General features: G+C 73.5%; 14 protein-coding genes. 7 read left to right on the forward strand and 7 right to left on the reverse strand.

The genetic code is table 11. The annotated features are described in order from the left end of the window. Positions 1-104: 104 nt before the first annotated feature. Positions 105-305 carry a hypothetical protein gene (locus JEK78_RS21565; protein WP_200261830.1) on the forward strand — a complete coding sequence of 67 codons (201 nt, stop codon included), beginning with the start codon at positions 105-107 and terminating at the stop codon, positions 303-305. 10 nt (positions 306-315) lie between these two features. Here the strand turns inward: JEK78_RS21565 and tgmB are convergent, their stop codons facing one another. The 3 genes from tgmB to JEK78_RS21580 form a co-directional block, all read right to left on the reverse strand. After that, on the reverse strand, positions 316-1,293 hold the full coding sequence (gene tgmB, locus JEK78_RS21570; RefSeq protein ID WP_200261831.1) for an ATP-grasp ribosomal peptide maturase: 978 nt from the start codon (positions 1,291-1,293) through the stop codon (positions 316-318). Between the two features lie 16 nt (positions 1,294-1,309). Then, a complete protein-coding gene (gene tgmA, locus JEK78_RS21575) occupies positions 1,310-1,501 on the reverse strand; it encodes a putative ATP-grasp-modified RiPP (RefSeq protein WP_200261832.1) in 192 nt (63 codons plus the stop codon). Positions 1,502-1,803: 302 nt separating this feature from the next. Next, positions 1,804-2,874, reverse strand: coding sequence for a hypothetical protein (locus JEK78_RS21580; protein WP_200261833.1), 1,071 nt, complete (start codon positions 2,872-2,874; stop codon positions 1,804-1,806). A gap of 311 nt (positions 2,875-3,185) precedes the next feature. Here JEK78_RS21580 and JEK78_RS21585 point away from each other — a divergent pair, with 311 nt between their 5' ends. Genes JEK78_RS21585 through JEK78_RS21600 form a run of 4 tightly spaced genes read left to right on the forward strand, consistent with a single transcriptional unit; the run spans position 3,186 to position 5,322 of the window. Further along, complete coding sequence (locus JEK78_RS21585) at positions 3,186-3,575, forward strand: hypothetical protein (protein ID WP_200261834.1); 390 nt, start codon at positions 3,186-3,188, stop codon at positions 3,573-3,575. Beyond that, positions 3,572-4,354: a hypothetical protein gene (locus JEK78_RS21590; RefSeq protein WP_200261835.1), complete on the forward strand. Its 783-nt coding sequence runs from the start codon at positions 3,572-3,574 to the stop codon at positions 4,352-4,354. Before JEK78_RS21585 ends, JEK78_RS21590 begins: the two co-directional genes overlap by 4 nt. Before the next feature lie 38 nt (positions 4,355-4,392). Continuing rightward, positions 4,393-4,917 (forward strand): roadblock/LC7 domain-containing protein, encoded by a 525-nt coding sequence (locus tag JEK78_RS21595; RefSeq protein WP_200261836.1) that lies wholly within the window; start codon positions 4,393-4,395, stop codon positions 4,915-4,917. Between the two features lie 30 nt (positions 4,918-4,947). Then, positions 4,948-5,322: a hypothetical protein gene (locus JEK78_RS21600; RefSeq protein WP_200261837.1), complete on the forward strand. Its 375-nt coding sequence runs from the start codon at positions 4,948-4,950 to the stop codon at positions 5,320-5,322. 47 nt (positions 5,323-5,369) lie between these two features. On the opposite strand, the gene JEK78_RS21605 is transcribed toward JEK78_RS21600, so the two are convergent. Both JEK78_RS21605 and JEK78_RS21610 read right to left on the reverse strand, forming a co-directional pair. Continuing rightward, entirely contained in the window at positions 5,370-6,734 is a 1,365-nt protein-coding gene (locus tag JEK78_RS21605; protein WP_200261838.1) for an FAD-dependent oxidoreductase, read from the reverse strand. Between the two features lie 193 nt (positions 6,735-6,927). After that, positions 6,928-9,657 carry a SpoIIE family protein phosphatase/ATP-binding protein gene (locus JEK78_RS21610; protein ID WP_200261839.1) on the reverse strand — a complete coding sequence of 910 codons (2,730 nt, stop codon included), beginning with the start codon at positions 9,655-9,657 and terminating at the stop codon, positions 6,928-6,930. Between the two features lie 379 nt (positions 9,658-10,036). Between JEK78_RS21610 and JEK78_RS21615 the strand changes: the two genes are divergently transcribed. Then, positions 10,037-10,315 carry a hypothetical protein gene (locus JEK78_RS21615; RefSeq protein WP_200261840.1) on the forward strand — a complete coding sequence of 93 codons (279 nt, stop codon included), beginning with the start codon at positions 10,037-10,039 and terminating at the stop codon, positions 10,313-10,315. 64 nt (positions 10,316-10,379) lie between these two features. Here JEK78_RS21615 and JEK78_RS21620 read toward each other — a convergent pair whose 3' ends face one another. Further along, the gene (locus tag JEK78_RS21620) at positions 10,380-11,966 is read right to left on the reverse strand and encodes a glycerol-3-phosphate dehydrogenase/oxidase (RefSeq protein WP_200261841.1); all 1,587 of its coding nucleotides are present in this window, start codon (positions 11,964-11,966) and stop codon (positions 10,380-10,382) included. Continuing rightward, on the reverse strand, positions 11,963-12,577 hold the full coding sequence (locus tag JEK78_RS21625; protein ID WP_200261842.1) for a TetR/AcrR family transcriptional regulator: 615 nt from the start codon (positions 12,575-12,577) through the stop codon (positions 11,963-11,965). The genes JEK78_RS21620 and JEK78_RS21625 overlap by 4 nt, the downstream gene beginning before the upstream one ends. 76 nt (positions 12,578-12,653) lie before the next feature. On the opposite strand from JEK78_RS21625, the gene JEK78_RS21630 reads away from it, so the two are divergent. After that, positions 12,654-14,303, forward strand: coding sequence for an FAD-binding oxidoreductase (locus tag JEK78_RS21630; protein WP_200261843.1), 1,650 nt, complete (start codon positions 12,654-12,656; stop codon positions 14,301-14,303). The last annotated feature ends 97 nt before the right edge of the window (positions 14,304-14,400 follow it).

Consider the following 14,400-nt stretch of genomic DNA (forward strand, 5'->3'; position numbering starts at 1 on the left):
GTCCTCACCTGTGTGAGAACGCGCCCCGCGGCGGGTGGCTCCCCCTAGACTGCTCAGTCGCGCCTGACACGCAGGTGTCGACGACACGAAAGGCACGTTGACGGGTGTTCCAGGATTCCCCCATCTACGACCGACTCGTCGCCGAGCGCGGCGACATCCCCGGACAGGTGCGCCGGGAGGCGGAACGCGTGAGCAGGGAACTGCAGACGGCCCTGCGTCCGTCGGCGCGCTCCGGCGGCGGACCTCCGTCGTCCTCCCCCGGCAGGCCGGGTCCCACGACGCTCGCCGGGCCCCGGGCGCACTGAGGGGGGCGACTCACGCCGCCCGTGTCCGCCCGGGCGCCGGACGGTCGCCGGGCTCGGCCCCGGCGAGCCAATCGGCGATGGCTCGGGAGATGGGCTGGCCGGTCTCCACCTCGACGAAGCCGAACTGCCCGGACTGGTTGCACTCCAGGAACCACCAGGTTCCGTCGTCCTCCTCGGCGAAGTCGAAGGCTCCGTAGGACAGTCGCGCGCCGCGGAGGTAGTCCCGGACGAGCCCGGCGACACGAGGAGGCACATCGACCGGGCGCCACGGCTCCGTCGAAGGGGCGAACCGCACGTCGACCTCATCCGGGTCGCCGGTCGCGGTGACCGCCTTGCGGGCCGCGAAGAGCTCCTCTCCGACGGCGGTCAGGCGGACGTCCGCGCACTTGGACACCCGCCGTTGCAGCAGGGTGGGGCCGAAGGCGACGGCGGAGAAGTCGGTGTCGGGCCGCACGCGGCTGGTCGGGACCGCCATGGGCGGATCCGAGGGATGGGCTCCGGACACGGGCTTGACCACCAGGTCCGGGTATCGCTGGGCGAACTCGCGGGCGGCCCTGGGAAAGGTCGTGATCAGTGTGGCGGGCACCGGCAGGCCCAACCGCTGTGCCAGGCGCAGTTGCCACGGCTTGTGCCGTGCCCGAAGGGCGCTGTCGGGATGGTTCATCCACCGTGCCTCCGAACCGCGCAGCATCCCGTAGAGGGCCTGCTCGGACTCCTCCGTCAGCCATGCGGACGCCTCGGCCGCCCGCGCGGCGGCCCGACCCGGTCGACGCACCCAGATCGACCGGAGTCCGGCTATGCTCACCAACCTGCCTCCCGAGGACAGGTGACCGCGGAACGTGCCGTGGACGTACTCCCCGGACAGGGCCACCGCGTTCGGGACGTCCGCCGGGTCCACTCGCATCACCGGCACCCCCGACCGGTTGAGGTGGAAGACGACCATGTCGGCGGTGACGTCCTCTTCGCAGGTCAGGATCAGCACGGTCATGTCGAACGGTCCGTGTTCAGTCGTCGAAGTGGGTCTTCGACCCCGCGGTCGAGGTCGTGGTCGCCAGGGCTCGCAACAACGCGTGGTCCCGTGCGGCCACTCGGCCGTCGACGAGTACGTTCAACTGCGTACCGGGGTCGTAGACGTACGGAGTTGCCGCTTCCAACTCCGCCGCCGGACGTGCGTAGTCGAGCGCGAACGGTTGCATCGTCTCTCCCTCTCGGTGCTCGCCGATCAAGCGATGGACCCACTGCGCCCTCGCCTGGTCCGCCGACCGGCGTCGGCTTCCAGAGACATATACGAGTCGAACGGGTGGATGGTTTCCCTACTCCGCGTAGTACTACGCGGAGTAATCGTGTCGTCCTCGCGGCCTCCGCGCGGCGGGGAGCGAGGCCCGCTTCCCGTTCCCGGCCGGTCGGGCCGCGCGGGACGAAGTGCGACGGCGTCATCGTCGTCGAACCGCCGGCCGGGCACCAGACCCGTCGCCGCGTGCCGGTCGTCCGGGCCCGGTCAGTCCCGGGACACCTCCGCCGACCTTCCACGCCGGTCCAGGGCGCGCACCAGGCTCCGCAACGCGGGTGTGGCCCGTTGCGGCGGGCGCTCCGCGGCCTCGCGGTAGGCGGCCAGGGCTTCGTTGGCCCGCTCGGCGGCCTCCCGATACAGGTCCCGCGAGCGGGTCATGGCCTCCAGAGCCTCCGCGTACAGGGCCACCGTCCGCCGCTCGCGGGCCAGTTCCTCCTCCGGGGTGAACAGCCCCCACTCCTCGCGCAGCGCGTCGAGTTCCCCCGCCGCCCCGTCCGGCAGCGGGCGGGCCGCCGCCGCGAAACGGACGACCGTCGCGATCAGCTCGGAGGGTTCCGTGCCGTCGAGGAAGACGGAGCGGACGGCGGGCGTCGCCGGATCCGCGGCGGACGGCGGCACCGGTCCCGGCAGCACCACCGCGCCTCCCCGGGGGACCTGCACCCCCAGCGACCTCAGCGCCCAGTTCACGGTGCGCAGTTGCCGAGGTGCGGCCCGGTGCTCGACCACGCCGTGGCGGAGACTCGGCGGAAGCCACTCGGACAGGGGCACCCGCCCTCGGTGGTCGGGGGTCATCGCCTCGTGCACCACGACGTGGATCTGCCAGGAGTGGCGGGCGGCGTCCCGCAACAGCCGCCGGAGCGAACGATCGTCCTCGGGAAGGGCGTTGATCCCCCGGAGGCGCAGCCCCGTGGCCGCGTCCCGGTCCCAGGGGATCTCCGGGTCGTCGGGCCAGAACATCCCGGCGGGAGACGGCCAGGAGAGGTCCCAGTGCGCCTCGGCCTCGGCGAGGAGGGTCCACTGCCGGCCCCCGGCCGTGCTCGGCGCGAGGGACAGCCGAGACCGCACCGGGACGCCGGCGGAGACCCGCCAGCGCGCCTCGAAGACCAATCCGCCCTCCTCGCCCTCCGGCGTCTCCCGGAAGGCGTCCACCGAGCCGTCGTCCCTGTGCAGGCGGAGGGTGCGACGCAGCGACTCCTCCGCGCCCGAACCGACGTAGCGGCCGTGGGCCGGCCACACCGTGGGCGGGATCGTCGGGCGGTCCGTGGAATGTGTCGGCATCGGTCCATCTGGAGGCCGGGGGCGGTCGGGCACGGACCAGTATGGCCGCCGGGGCCCGAGGATCGAGCCCCGGAGCCCCGCCGGTCGTCCGTGTCCACCCGCGGAGGCATTGTTTCCGGCCGAAGCGCGCGGGCGCCCCGACGCACGGCCGCGCGCGTCGGGACACGTCGGCGGGTGAAGATCCGACTCAGTATGCCGTATCGAAGGCACGTTCCTCTGGAAAATGCCGAACCACTCAACCGCTCTCGGTACGTTCCGTAATCTCGGCGTCACGTTCGCGGCACAAGGGTGCCAGGGGGAGGGGATCCGGCGTGCCCGGAATCGACGAGAGTCTGCTTGAGGCGATGCGCGTGCCCGGTGCCAGGGGGGTGTCGCTGGTCGACTGGATCAGTGGCCTGGCCCTGGGCACCGTGGGCGAGGCGCCCGGCGGCGACGCGGAGGCCACCGCCGCGGAGGCGGCCGAACTGGCCCGGCACGCCGCCGAGAGCGGCACCCTGGCGCCGGAAGGCGCCACCGGCAAGGAGATACCCGTCGAGGACCTCATCGTGACGACGGGCGATTCGTACCATCTCCTGCGCTTCGTCGGCACCCCCTTCGACAGCACGGTCCTGCTGCACCTCTGGCTCGACCGACGGGACGGCAACCTGGCCATGGCGCGCATCCGGCTGGCGGAGACCGCGGAGAGACTGGTGCTGTCATGACGGTGACGTGGGCCGACCACGAGACGACCGCCGCCTCGCTCGCGGCGCTCGCGGCCGACGGGGCCACGGGGGCGCTCTCCGGAGAGCGCGGGGTCTTCTACCTCGCCGGCGGGCGTGTCGTGCACGTGGAGTCCGCGCAGACGCCCGGGCTGCGGGCGTTGCTCACCCACAGCGGGGCCGTCGCCGCCGACGGCTGGTGGGAGGCGGTGGGTCGGGAGGGGGCCCGCCGGCGCGTCGGTCGCCGGCTCGTGGACAGCGGACGACTCGCCGCCGGCGCCCTGGAGGTCTGTCACCTCGGCGCGCTGTTCGACGCCGCCTACTTCGCGCTCGCCCTCGATACCCGGGCCCACCGCTTCCGACCCGGCGCCGCGCACTGGTTGGGCACCGTCCGCTCGGTGGGGGTCGACACGGTGCTCCGCGAGTCGCGGCGGCGTCGCACCCTGCTGGACCGCATCTGGCCCGACCCGGCCGTCGACGTGGCACCTCTGGCCCGGACCCCTGGGACGGCCGCCGCGGAGCTGCCCGCCCGCCGCGGCAGGATCCTCGCGCAGGTCGACGGGGTTCGCACCGCCACGGACATCGCGACCGCCCTCGCCTGCCGCACTTACCACACCCTGGTGGAACTGCGTCGCCTGGCCGCCCTCGGTCTGGTGACCACCACCGTGCGCGAGCCCCTCTCGCCCCCCGAGGGCGCCGGTCCGGATCCGTGCGGCACCGCGTGGGAGGACCCGGACGCCGCCCTGCTGCGCCGACTCCGGGACGCCTTGGAGGCCCTGTGATCCGCGCGCGTCGACAGCGTGCCGAAAGGAGACTGCTCATGGACGTCGACAAGGATGTCGTGGACGAGCTGCGGCGGCTGCGCAACCGCGTGCCCCAGGTCACCGGATCGCTCGCGGCCAGCGTCGACGGACTCGTCCTCGCCCACGACGTCCCCGGTGCCGAACCCGAGGGACTCGCCGCCCTCACCGCCGCCGCGCTCGGGGTCGCCCAGCGCACCGCCGACGCCACCGGACGCGGCGACTTCCGGGAGTTGCTGCTCCGGGGGGTCCACGGCTACGTGGCCACCTACGCGGCCGGCCCCGCCGCCGTGCTCACCCTCCTCGCGGAGGGGCGCGTCAACGTCGGCCGGCTGCATCTGGAGGGGCGGCGCAGCGGAGCCCGGATCGGCGAGCTGGTGGCGGCCCGTTCGGGCGAGTACCGAACAGCCGAAAGCGCCCTTCCCGGCCCCGCGCTCGTCGCCCCGGACGTGAACCGCCCCATAGGCACCCTGCCGGTGCGCACCCCACCCCGCCCCACCCGACAGCCTCGCCCCCCGGCCGAAGGTCACCCCCGGCCGGTCTGATCCATCGATTCATCTAGGAAGGAAGCCCCCATGGCCAATCTGGAGACCTCCCTCAAGGAATGCCTCAGCTCCATCGACGGAGCGTCGGCCGCGGCCCTGGTCGACTACACCAGCGGCATGGCCCTCGGCACGCTCGGCGGCAGCAAGGACTTCAACCTGGAGATCGCCGCCGCCGGCAACACCGATGTCGTCCGCGCCAAGCTCCGCACCATGGAACACCTCGGGCTGAAGGAGGAGATCGAGGACATCCTGATCACTCTCGCCAGTCAGTACCACCTCATCCGACTCATGAAGGGACGGGGCGGCAACGGCCTGTTCCTGTATCTGGTGCTCGATTCGAGCCGGGCCAATCTGGCGATGGCGCGGCACCAGTTGCGACGGATCGAGGCCGACCTGGAGGTCTGAGCGAGGGTGGTGCCGGTGGCCGGCGGCCACCGGCACCACCCGTGGGATCAGGCGCCGCTCTCCCGCAGCATGTCCTCCCGCTCGACGATCTTGACGCGTTGGCGTCCCTGGGCCTCGCCGGCGGCCCTCTCGGCGGCGTCCAGGCGGTACCAACCGTCCCAGCTCGTGTGTCGGACACCGCGCTCGGCCAGGAAGGCGTCGACCGCCTCCGGGGCCGGCGAGTTCGGTTCCCGCAACCTGCCCTGGGCGTGGTCGTCGAGCAGCGAGGCCACCGTCTCGTTGGCGTCCCCCTTGGTGTGGCCGATCAACCCGACCGGGCCTCGCCGGATCCAACCGGTGACGTAGGTGGAGCGCAGGTGCTCGCCCGATTCGCGGACGACCCTGCCTCCTCGGTCCGGCACGGTGCCGGTCTCCAGATCCCAGGGCAGCTTGGGCAGACGGTCGGAGAGGTACCCGACGGCGCGGTAGACCGCCGTGACGTCCCAGTCCCTGAACCGGCCGGTGCCCTTGACGTTGCCGGTGCCGTCCAGCTCCGTACGCTCGGTACGCAGCCCGACCACCCTGCCGTCCTCGCCGAGCAGTTCCGTCGGGGACTCGAAGAAGTGCAGGTACAGCTTGTGCGGGCGGTCCCCGACATCGCGGATGGCCCAGTTCTCCAGGGTCTTGGCCACCATGTCGGTCTGCTTGTTGCCCCGACGGGTCGCGATGGACCCCTCGTCGTAGTCGATGTCCTCGGGGTCGACGATCACCTCGATGTTGGGGGAGTGGTCCAGCTCCCGCAGTTCCATCGGGCTGAACTTCGCCTGGGCCGGACCGCGTCGCCCGAAGACGTGGATCTCCTTGGCCCGGTTCGCCGCGAGGCCGTCGTGCACGTTCGGCGGGATCTCCGTCGGCAGCAGTTCGTCCGCCGTCTTGGCCAGGACGCGCGCGACGTCGAGGGCGACGTTGCCCACACCGAGAACCGCCACTCTCTCCGCGTCGAGCGGCCAGGTGCGGGGCACGTCGGGGTGCCCGTCGTACCAGGAGACGAAGTCGGCGGCGCCGTAGGACCCCTCCAGGTCCATCCCCGGGAGGGACAGGGCCCGGTCGGCGGTCGCGCCGGTGGCGAAGATCACACCGTCGTAGAACGAGTGAAGGTCGTCCAGGGTGATGTCGGACGGATAGTCGACGTTGCCGAAGAGTCGGATCTGGGGCTTGTCCAACACTTGGTGCAGGGCGGTGATGATGCCCTTGATCCGCGGGTGGTCGGGGGCGACGCCGTAGCGGATCAGACCGAACGGGGCGGGCATGCGCTCGAAGATGTCGATGGACACGCCGGGATCGGCGGCCACCTCGGACTTGAGCAGGGCATCGGCGGCGTAGATTCCGGCCGGACCGGAGCCGACGATGGCTACCCGCAGCGGGCGGGGCATGATCAGGTTCCCTTCGAGCGGTGACGGAGCGACTCCACGGGAAGCTTAAGCTGAGGCAACCCTAAGTCGGCAGGGGGGTCCATCCTATGGACTCACAACAAGGTCGTATGCCGGGGCCCCGCGCGCGTGACCCCGAGGCGCGCCCTGCTCGGCCCGGGCGTCGTCCGGTGCCGTCGGGCCGGGCGGGCGCGGCTCACGGGATCGGCTGCTCGGCCCAGATGACCTTGCCCTCCGGGGTGTAGCGCGTGCCCCACCGCTCGGCGAGCTGCGCCACCAGGAACAGGCCGCGTCCGCCCTCGTCCGTCATGGCCGCGTAGCGCAGGTGTGGCGAGGTGTTGGTGCTGTCGAACACCTCGCAGATCAGACTCCGATCCCGCAGCACGCGCACGTTGATGGGCTCGGCGCCGTACCGGATCGCGTTGGTCACCAGTTCGCTCAGGATCAGCTCCGTGGTGAAGGCCAGTTCCTCCAGACCCCACTCCGCCAGGCGACGGGCCACCCGAGCACGGATCTCGCCGACGGCCACCGGATCGTTAGGAACCGGCCACTCGGCCAGATGGTCGGGGTCGAGGGCCCTGGTCCGGGCGACCAGCAGCGCCACGTCGTCACTCGGTCGCGTGGGCAGCCGGGCGTCCAGCACCGTACGACACGTCTCCTCGGGCGAAGGGCCGCTCGCCAGCAGCGCCCCGCGCAGGTCCTCCAGTCCGGTGTCGATGTCCAGATGGCGGTGTTCGACCAGACCGTCGGTGTAGAGCACGAGCCGGGTGCCCTCCGGCAGCTCCAGTACCGCCGTCTCGAAGGGCAGACCGCCGAGCCCGAGGGGTGGACCGGCCGGCACGTCGGGGAGGTCGACGGTTCCGTCGGGCAGCACGATCGCCGCCGGCGGATGACCGGCGCGGGACATCGCGCAAGTGCGGGAAACCGGGTCGTAGATCGCGTAGAGGCAGGTGGCGCCGGTGACGGGCGCCGTGCCGCCCGCCAGTGCCTCGTCCTGGTCGATGCGGCCGACCAGTTCGTCCAGCAACGTGAGGAGTTCGTCCGGGGGCAGGTCGAGCGAGGAGAAGTTGTGCACGGCGGTCCGCAGCCGGCCCATGGTCGCCGCCGCGTGCAGCCCGTGGCCGACGACGTCGCCGACCACCAGCCCGACCCGCGCGCCGGACAACGGCAGCACGTCGAACCAGTCCCCGCCCACCCCGGCCTGGGCCGGCAGGTAGCGGTAGGCGATGTCGAGGGCGTTCTGCTCCGGCAGCGACCGGGGCAACAGACTGCGCTGCAGGGTGACCGCCATGCTGTGTTCCCGGGTGTACCGGCGAGCGTTGTCGATGGATACCGCCGCTCGCGCCACCAGTTCCTCGGCGAGGGCCAGCTCGTCCGCGTCGAAGGCAGTGGGTTTGTCCGAGCGCCAGAAGCTCACCACACCCAGGACCAGGCTCCCCGCCCGCAGCGGCACCGTGATCAGCGAGTGGATTCCGTACTCCACGACCTGCGCCGTGCGCTCCATGTCCTGGGCCTGCCATCCGTGGGCCCGGGTCAGGTCGGGCTCCAGCACGGGCCGGCCGGTGCGCAGACTGTGCCCCTGCGGGGAACTGGCGACGAACCGCAGGTGATGGCCGACCGGATAGAGGGGAGCGTCCTGGCGCACCCCGCCGAGCGCGCAGCGGCGCAGTGTGCTGCCCGGTTCCGGCTGGGCCCCGGCGAGCACGGCGTCGTACAGGTCCACGCCGACGAAGTCGGCGAAGCGCGGCACGGCCAGTTCGGCCAGTTCCTCGGCGGTCCGGGAGACATCCAGGCTGGTGCCGATGCCCACTCCCGCGTCGTACAGCATGTCCAGGCGCTCCCGCGCGGTCTCCGCCCGGCCCGAGAGCGACCGCAGTTCGGTGGAGTCGCGCAGCGTCGCCACACTGCCGGCCGGGCCCCCGCGCAGATGGGTCGGGCGCTGGTTGATCACCAGCAGCCGGTCCCTGACCAGGTGCACCTCGTCCGTGGCGACCCGCCCGGAGACCAGCAGGGCGGCGGTGTCGGCGGTCAGCCCGAGGTCGTCGACGTGCCGACCCGTGCTGTCGGCGGGGAGGTCCAGGAGACGTTGTGCCTCGTCGTTGGCGAGCAGCAGACGGCCGTGGTCACCGACGATGAGGACCCCCTCCCGCACGGCGTGCAGGACGGCGTCGTGGTGTTCGTACATCCGGGTCATCTCGTGCGGGCCCAGGCCGTGGGTCTGGTGCAGCAGCCTCCGGCTGACCAGGGCGGTGCCGCCGGTGGCCAGCACGAGTCCGACCCCCGCCGCGATGAGCACGAGCGGCAGGTGGCGGTCGGCGGACACTCCCACGCTCTCGGCCGTGATACCGGCCGACACCAGTCCCACCACCTCCCCTGAGGACATCACGGGCACGACCGCCTGTACCAGCCTGCCGATGGTGCCGTCGATCTCCTCGGTGACGACGCCGCCCTCCAGGGCGGGCTCGATGGTCCCGATGAACATCCTGCCGATGCGGTCGGGCTCGGGGTGGGTGTAACGGATGCCGTCGGTGTTCATCACGACGATGAAGTCGACGTGAGCCGCCTCGCTCGCGGCCTCCGCGTGCGGTTGCAACACCGCCGTCGGGTCGGAGCTGCGCAGTGCCGCGACGATCCCGGGGGAGTTGGCGAACGTCTCGGCGACGGCGACGGACCGGTTGCGGGCCTCCATACCGCTGTCGTGCCGCGCCTGGAGCACCAGCGCGATCACCGCCGCGGCCACCAGCAGCAGCGTGACGACGACCTGGAGGACGAACACCTGCGCGGCGACGCTGCGCCCGGTCAGGGCCGACCGGACCCGCGAGGCCCACTCGCGGCTCGGGCGCGGCTCCGCCCGCTGTCGTCCCGCGGCGGGGCCGCCGGGACGACGGGCTGACCGCGCTCCCGATCGACCCACTATCCGGACCATGTTCTCTTGTCTACACCGCCGGCACGGGTGCGGCGAGGGACATCCGGAAGCCCCGAGGCCCCGATGCCTCGCCCGACCCCGGCACCGCACGGCCGCAGGGAGCCCGGCCCGGGGGGCGCGGCGAGCGGGATCGCCTCCGGGCCCGGGCCGTCCGCCGGTCGCACCCGATCGGGTGCGCCGAGACCGGACAGGGGCGGCGCCGACAGGTCCGTCCGGGTGGCGCGAGGCCCCGGGACGCGGTGGCGGCCGGGGCGCGCCGCCACGCCTTTCCGCGCGCCGCCGCGCTGTCGTACTCCGGCGTCGAGCCCCCGCCGAGACGGGAACGCCGGCGGGGCTCGCGCGGCGCGCGCGCGGGCACCGTGCCGAGTACGGTGCTGTCGTGGTCCACTCCTTCGAGGAACTCGTCCAAAAGCGCCGCGCGGCCGAGCAGGCGCGGAGCCGGGTGCGGGAACTCCGCGACCGGTACGGTCCGCCCGCCCGCGGCGGATGGACCTCCGTCCAGTCGGACACCTACGAGACCGCGGTGCGCGCCTGGCGGGATCTGGACCGTGACGCGAGCGGCGCGATGGCGGACTACGCGCGCGGGGGAGGCGGCTCGCTGCGCGAGGTCGAGGACAGCGTGCGCCGGGCAGCGGGGGACGCCGAATCCGACCTCTGACCCCGTTCCCGGGCGCGGGCCCCACCCACGTGGGGCCGCGCCCGGAGGACGCCGACGCGCGGCCTCACCGCTCCCGGTCGAGGCCCGCGGCGAGGACGGAGCGGGCGGCCTCCAGCGCGTCGGCCCGGTCGGCGGAGACCAGCCCGATCCTGCTGCGCCGATCGAGCAGGTCGTCCGTGTCCAGGGCGCCCTCGTGCAGGACACCCCAGAGCAGTTCGGCCCCGGTCACGGGATGCCCCGGGATCACCGGGTCCGCCAGCGCGGGGTCCCGCGAGGCCAGGTCCCGCACCGCCGGCGCCTCGGTTCCGTAGCGGCGCACCAGTCCGCGCGGGGCCCGCGTCGCCGCCAGTCGCCCCTGGTCGGCGGCGCCGACCAGGGGGAGGGAGCGGGTGGGCGAGGCGCCGGCCGGCAGGCCGCCGGCGGCCACGGCGGCGTCGACGGCGTCCTCCGCCATCCGCCGATAGGTGGTGATCTTCCCGCCCACCACCGTGACGACGCCCTCGGGCGAGGTGAGCACGGCGTGACGACGCGAGAGGTCGGCCGTACGCCGGGCGTCGGGCGGCCCCCCTCCCTCGGCGGTCTCCAGCAGCGGTCGCAGCCCGGCGAAGGCGCCCACGACGTCGGCGCGCCGCACGGGCGTGTCCAGGACCGACCCGAGGACGTCGAGGAGGAACCCGATGTCGCTCTCGGGCGCCTCGGGGACGTCTGGCACCCGACCGTCGACCGGTTCGTCGGTGAGGCCCACGTAGACCCGTCCGTCTCCCTGTGGCAGGACCAACGCGAAGCGGTCGGACTCGCCGGGGACCGGGATGTGCAGACCGGCGGGGAGTGGGCCGAGCCGGGCGGAACGCAGGACGAGGTGCGTGCCCCGGGAGGGCCGGAGACGGAGGCCCTCCACCAACTCGCCCGCCCACACTCCGGCGGCGTTGATCACCGTGCGGGCACGGATCTCCCCCTCCTCGCCGGTCCGTTCGTCGCGGATCAGCGCGGCGCGGTCGGACAATTCCAGGACTCGGGTCCGGGTGAGCACCCTGGCCCCGCGCGCGGCGGCGGTCCGCGCCAGGGCGACGACCAGGCGGGCGTCGTCGGTGAGCCGTCCGTCCCAGGAGAGCAGACCGCCGCGCAGCCCCGGGCGACGCAGCGCGGGCGCCAGCCGGAGGGTCCGGTCGGCGGACAGTCGGCGGGGGCTGGGCAGGGTGGTGCGTGCCGTTCCGGCGGTCAGCCGCAGGGCGTCCCCGGCCTTCAGGCCGGCTCGGGTGACCGCGGCCCGGCCTCGGGAGACGAGAGGGGTCAGCGGCAGGACGAACGGCTGTGCGCGGACCAGGTGCGGCGCGGTGCGTTCCATCAGGACGCCGCGTTCGACCGCGCTCTCGCGGGCCACGTCGAGCTGTCCGGAGGCGAGGTAGCGCAGGCCGCCGTGGATCAGCTTGGAACTCCAACGGGAGGTGCCGAACGCCAGATCGTGGGCGTCCACCGCCACCACGTCGAGTCCGCGTGCGGCGGCGTCGAGCGCCGCCCCGGCGCCTGTCGCCCCGAGCCCGACGACCAGGACGTCGACCGTCCGGCCGTCGGTCGCCTCGCGCAGCTCCCGGGTGCGCCGCGCCGCGGACAGCGAGGACCCGGTGAGAGGGGAGGGGGCCGGCGGGGTCACCGGGCCAGTGTCCTCTCCAGAAGGAGGCGCAGTTCGCCGAGGAGCGCCGGGGTGTTCAGCTCCGGATCGCCCTCGTCGGCCATGGTGCGCAGGGACAGCGCGAAGGACTGGACGACGAGCAGCAGAGCCCGTCCCTGGCGGAGGGGGTGGCCCGGGCGCACCGAGCCGTCGGCGTGGCCCTGGCGCAGCGACTCGGCGAGCAGCTCCAGGAGCGCCTCCTGGCTCGCTCCCCGCCGGTCCAGCACATAGGGCAGCAACAGCTCCGGGTCGACGTCGACGATCTTGCGGAAGAGCGGATGGGCGCGGAACGCCTGAACGCCCGCCACCAGCCCCTCGACCAGCCGGGCGCGCGCGTCGGTGCCGGGGCGGGGGGTGGGCATCGCGTCCGTCGCCACGGCGATCCATTCCCTTGTCATCAGGTCGCCGACCAGGGAACGCACGTCCGGTCGCCGTCGGTAGAGCGTCATCCGGGACACCCCGGCCCGGCGTGCCACGTCGGTCATGGTCGTGCGCCGGACACCCACGGCCAGGACGCAGTCGCGCACGGCGTCGAGGACCGCGTCGTCGTCGGTGGTGCGGGGCCCCGGATGGTTGTGACGAATAGGCGCCATGTGTCACAGTGTAACGTCCGAGTCCGGGGCGCGCGCCACGGCACACCCGTCGAACCGACCGATGAGGACGGCAGGCATGGACATGCTGTGGAACGGCTGGGGGGACCCGGCCCGAGCGACCTCGCTCCCGGACACCGTGGCCGACCTGCTGCGGCAAGGGCTCGGCGTCGAGTGCCCCGCCTCGACCCCCCTTTCCCAGGAGGAGACCCGGGTCGCCGAACCCCGCCTTCCCGAGGCCGCTCACAGCGCCCTCCTGGCCGCCGTCGGCGGCCGGACGGACGCGGTGCGCCTCGACCCCGAGTCACGGATCCGGCACACCCGCGGGAAGTCCACCACCGACCTGCTGCGGATGCGGGCCGGGGACACCTCCGAGGCGCCGGAGGCCGTGATCCTCCCGGACGACCACGCCGAGGTCCTCGCCGTGCTGCGCGCTCTCGTCGAACACGGCCTGCCGCTGGTCCCGTTCGGAGGGGGCACCTCCGTCGTCGGCGGACTCGCCCCCGGCGCGAGGGCCCCGTTCGTCTCCCTGGACCTGCGCCGACTCGACCGGCTGGTCGAACTCGATCCGCTCTCCCGCACCGCCACTCTCCAGGCGGGTCTGCGCGCCCCTCACGCGGAGGCGCTGCTGGCCGAGCACGGCTTCACCCTGGGCCACTTCCCCCAGTCCTTCGAGTGGGCGACCATCGGCGGATTCGCGGCGACACGGTCCAGCGGACAGGCCTCCGCCGGTCACGGTCGCTTCGACGACATGGTGCTCGGGCTCACCGTCGCCACGCCCGAGGGCACCCTCGAAACGGGCCGCGCGCCGCGCTCGGCCGCCGGGCCCGACCTGCGTCAACTCCTGCTCGGCTCCGAAGGCGCCTTCGGCGTGATCACCTCGGTGACCGTCCGCGTCCGCCCCCTCCCCCAGACCCGCCGCTACGAGGCCTGGCGCTTCGCCTCCTTCGCCGAGGGCACCACCGCGCTGCGCCGACTGGCCCAGGACGGACCGCTCCCCACCGTCCTCAGGCTCTCCGACGAGACCGAGACCCTCGTCGGACCCGCCCGTCCCGGGACCCTCGCCGCGCCGCCCGACGGCGGATGCCTGGCCGTCGTCGGATTCGAGGGCGCCGAGACCGACACCACCCGTCGCCGTGCCGAGGCCGCCGACGTCCTGGCCGCCCACGGAGGCACCTTCGCCGGGACCGAACCGGGAGAAGGCTGGGCCGCCGGCCGGTACGAAGCGCCCTACCTGCGCGACGCCCTCCTCGACGCCGGTGCCCTGGCCGAGACCCTGGAGACCGCCACGTTCTGGTCGCGCCTCCCGGGGCTGTACGCGGCCGTCCGCGACGCCCTCGTCCGGGCCCTCGACGAGGCCGGCACCCCACCACTGGTCATGTGCCACATCTCGCACGTCTACGAGAACGGTGCCTCGCTGTACTTCACGGTCGTCTGCGGTCGGGGAGAGGACCCGCCGGAGCACTGGCGGAGAGCCAAACACGCGGCCAACGACGCCATCCTGGCCGCCGGCGGGACCATCTCCCACCACCACGGCATCGGCACCGACCACCGCGACTGGTACGCCCGCGAGATCGGGCCGCTCGGCGTCGAGGCCCTGCGCGCCGTCAAACGACGCCTCGACCCGAACGGCGTGCTCGCCCCCGGGGTGCTGCTGCCCGAGGGCCCGCCCCAGCGCGCCTGGGCTCCACCGGTACCCGGCCACCGGCCCTCGCCCCCGCACGCCTAGGCTCCACCCGTACCCGGCCGCCGGCCGCCTGTCCCCCCGGGCGGGACAGCGCCCGTCCAGCCACCGGCACGGCACGACCGTCCGGTACGACCCAAGC

Origin of the sequence: Streptomyces sp. HSG2, from assembly GCF_016598575.1 — a bacterium.
GTDB lineage: Bacteria > Actinomycetota > Actinomycetes > Streptomycetales > Streptomycetaceae > Streptomyces.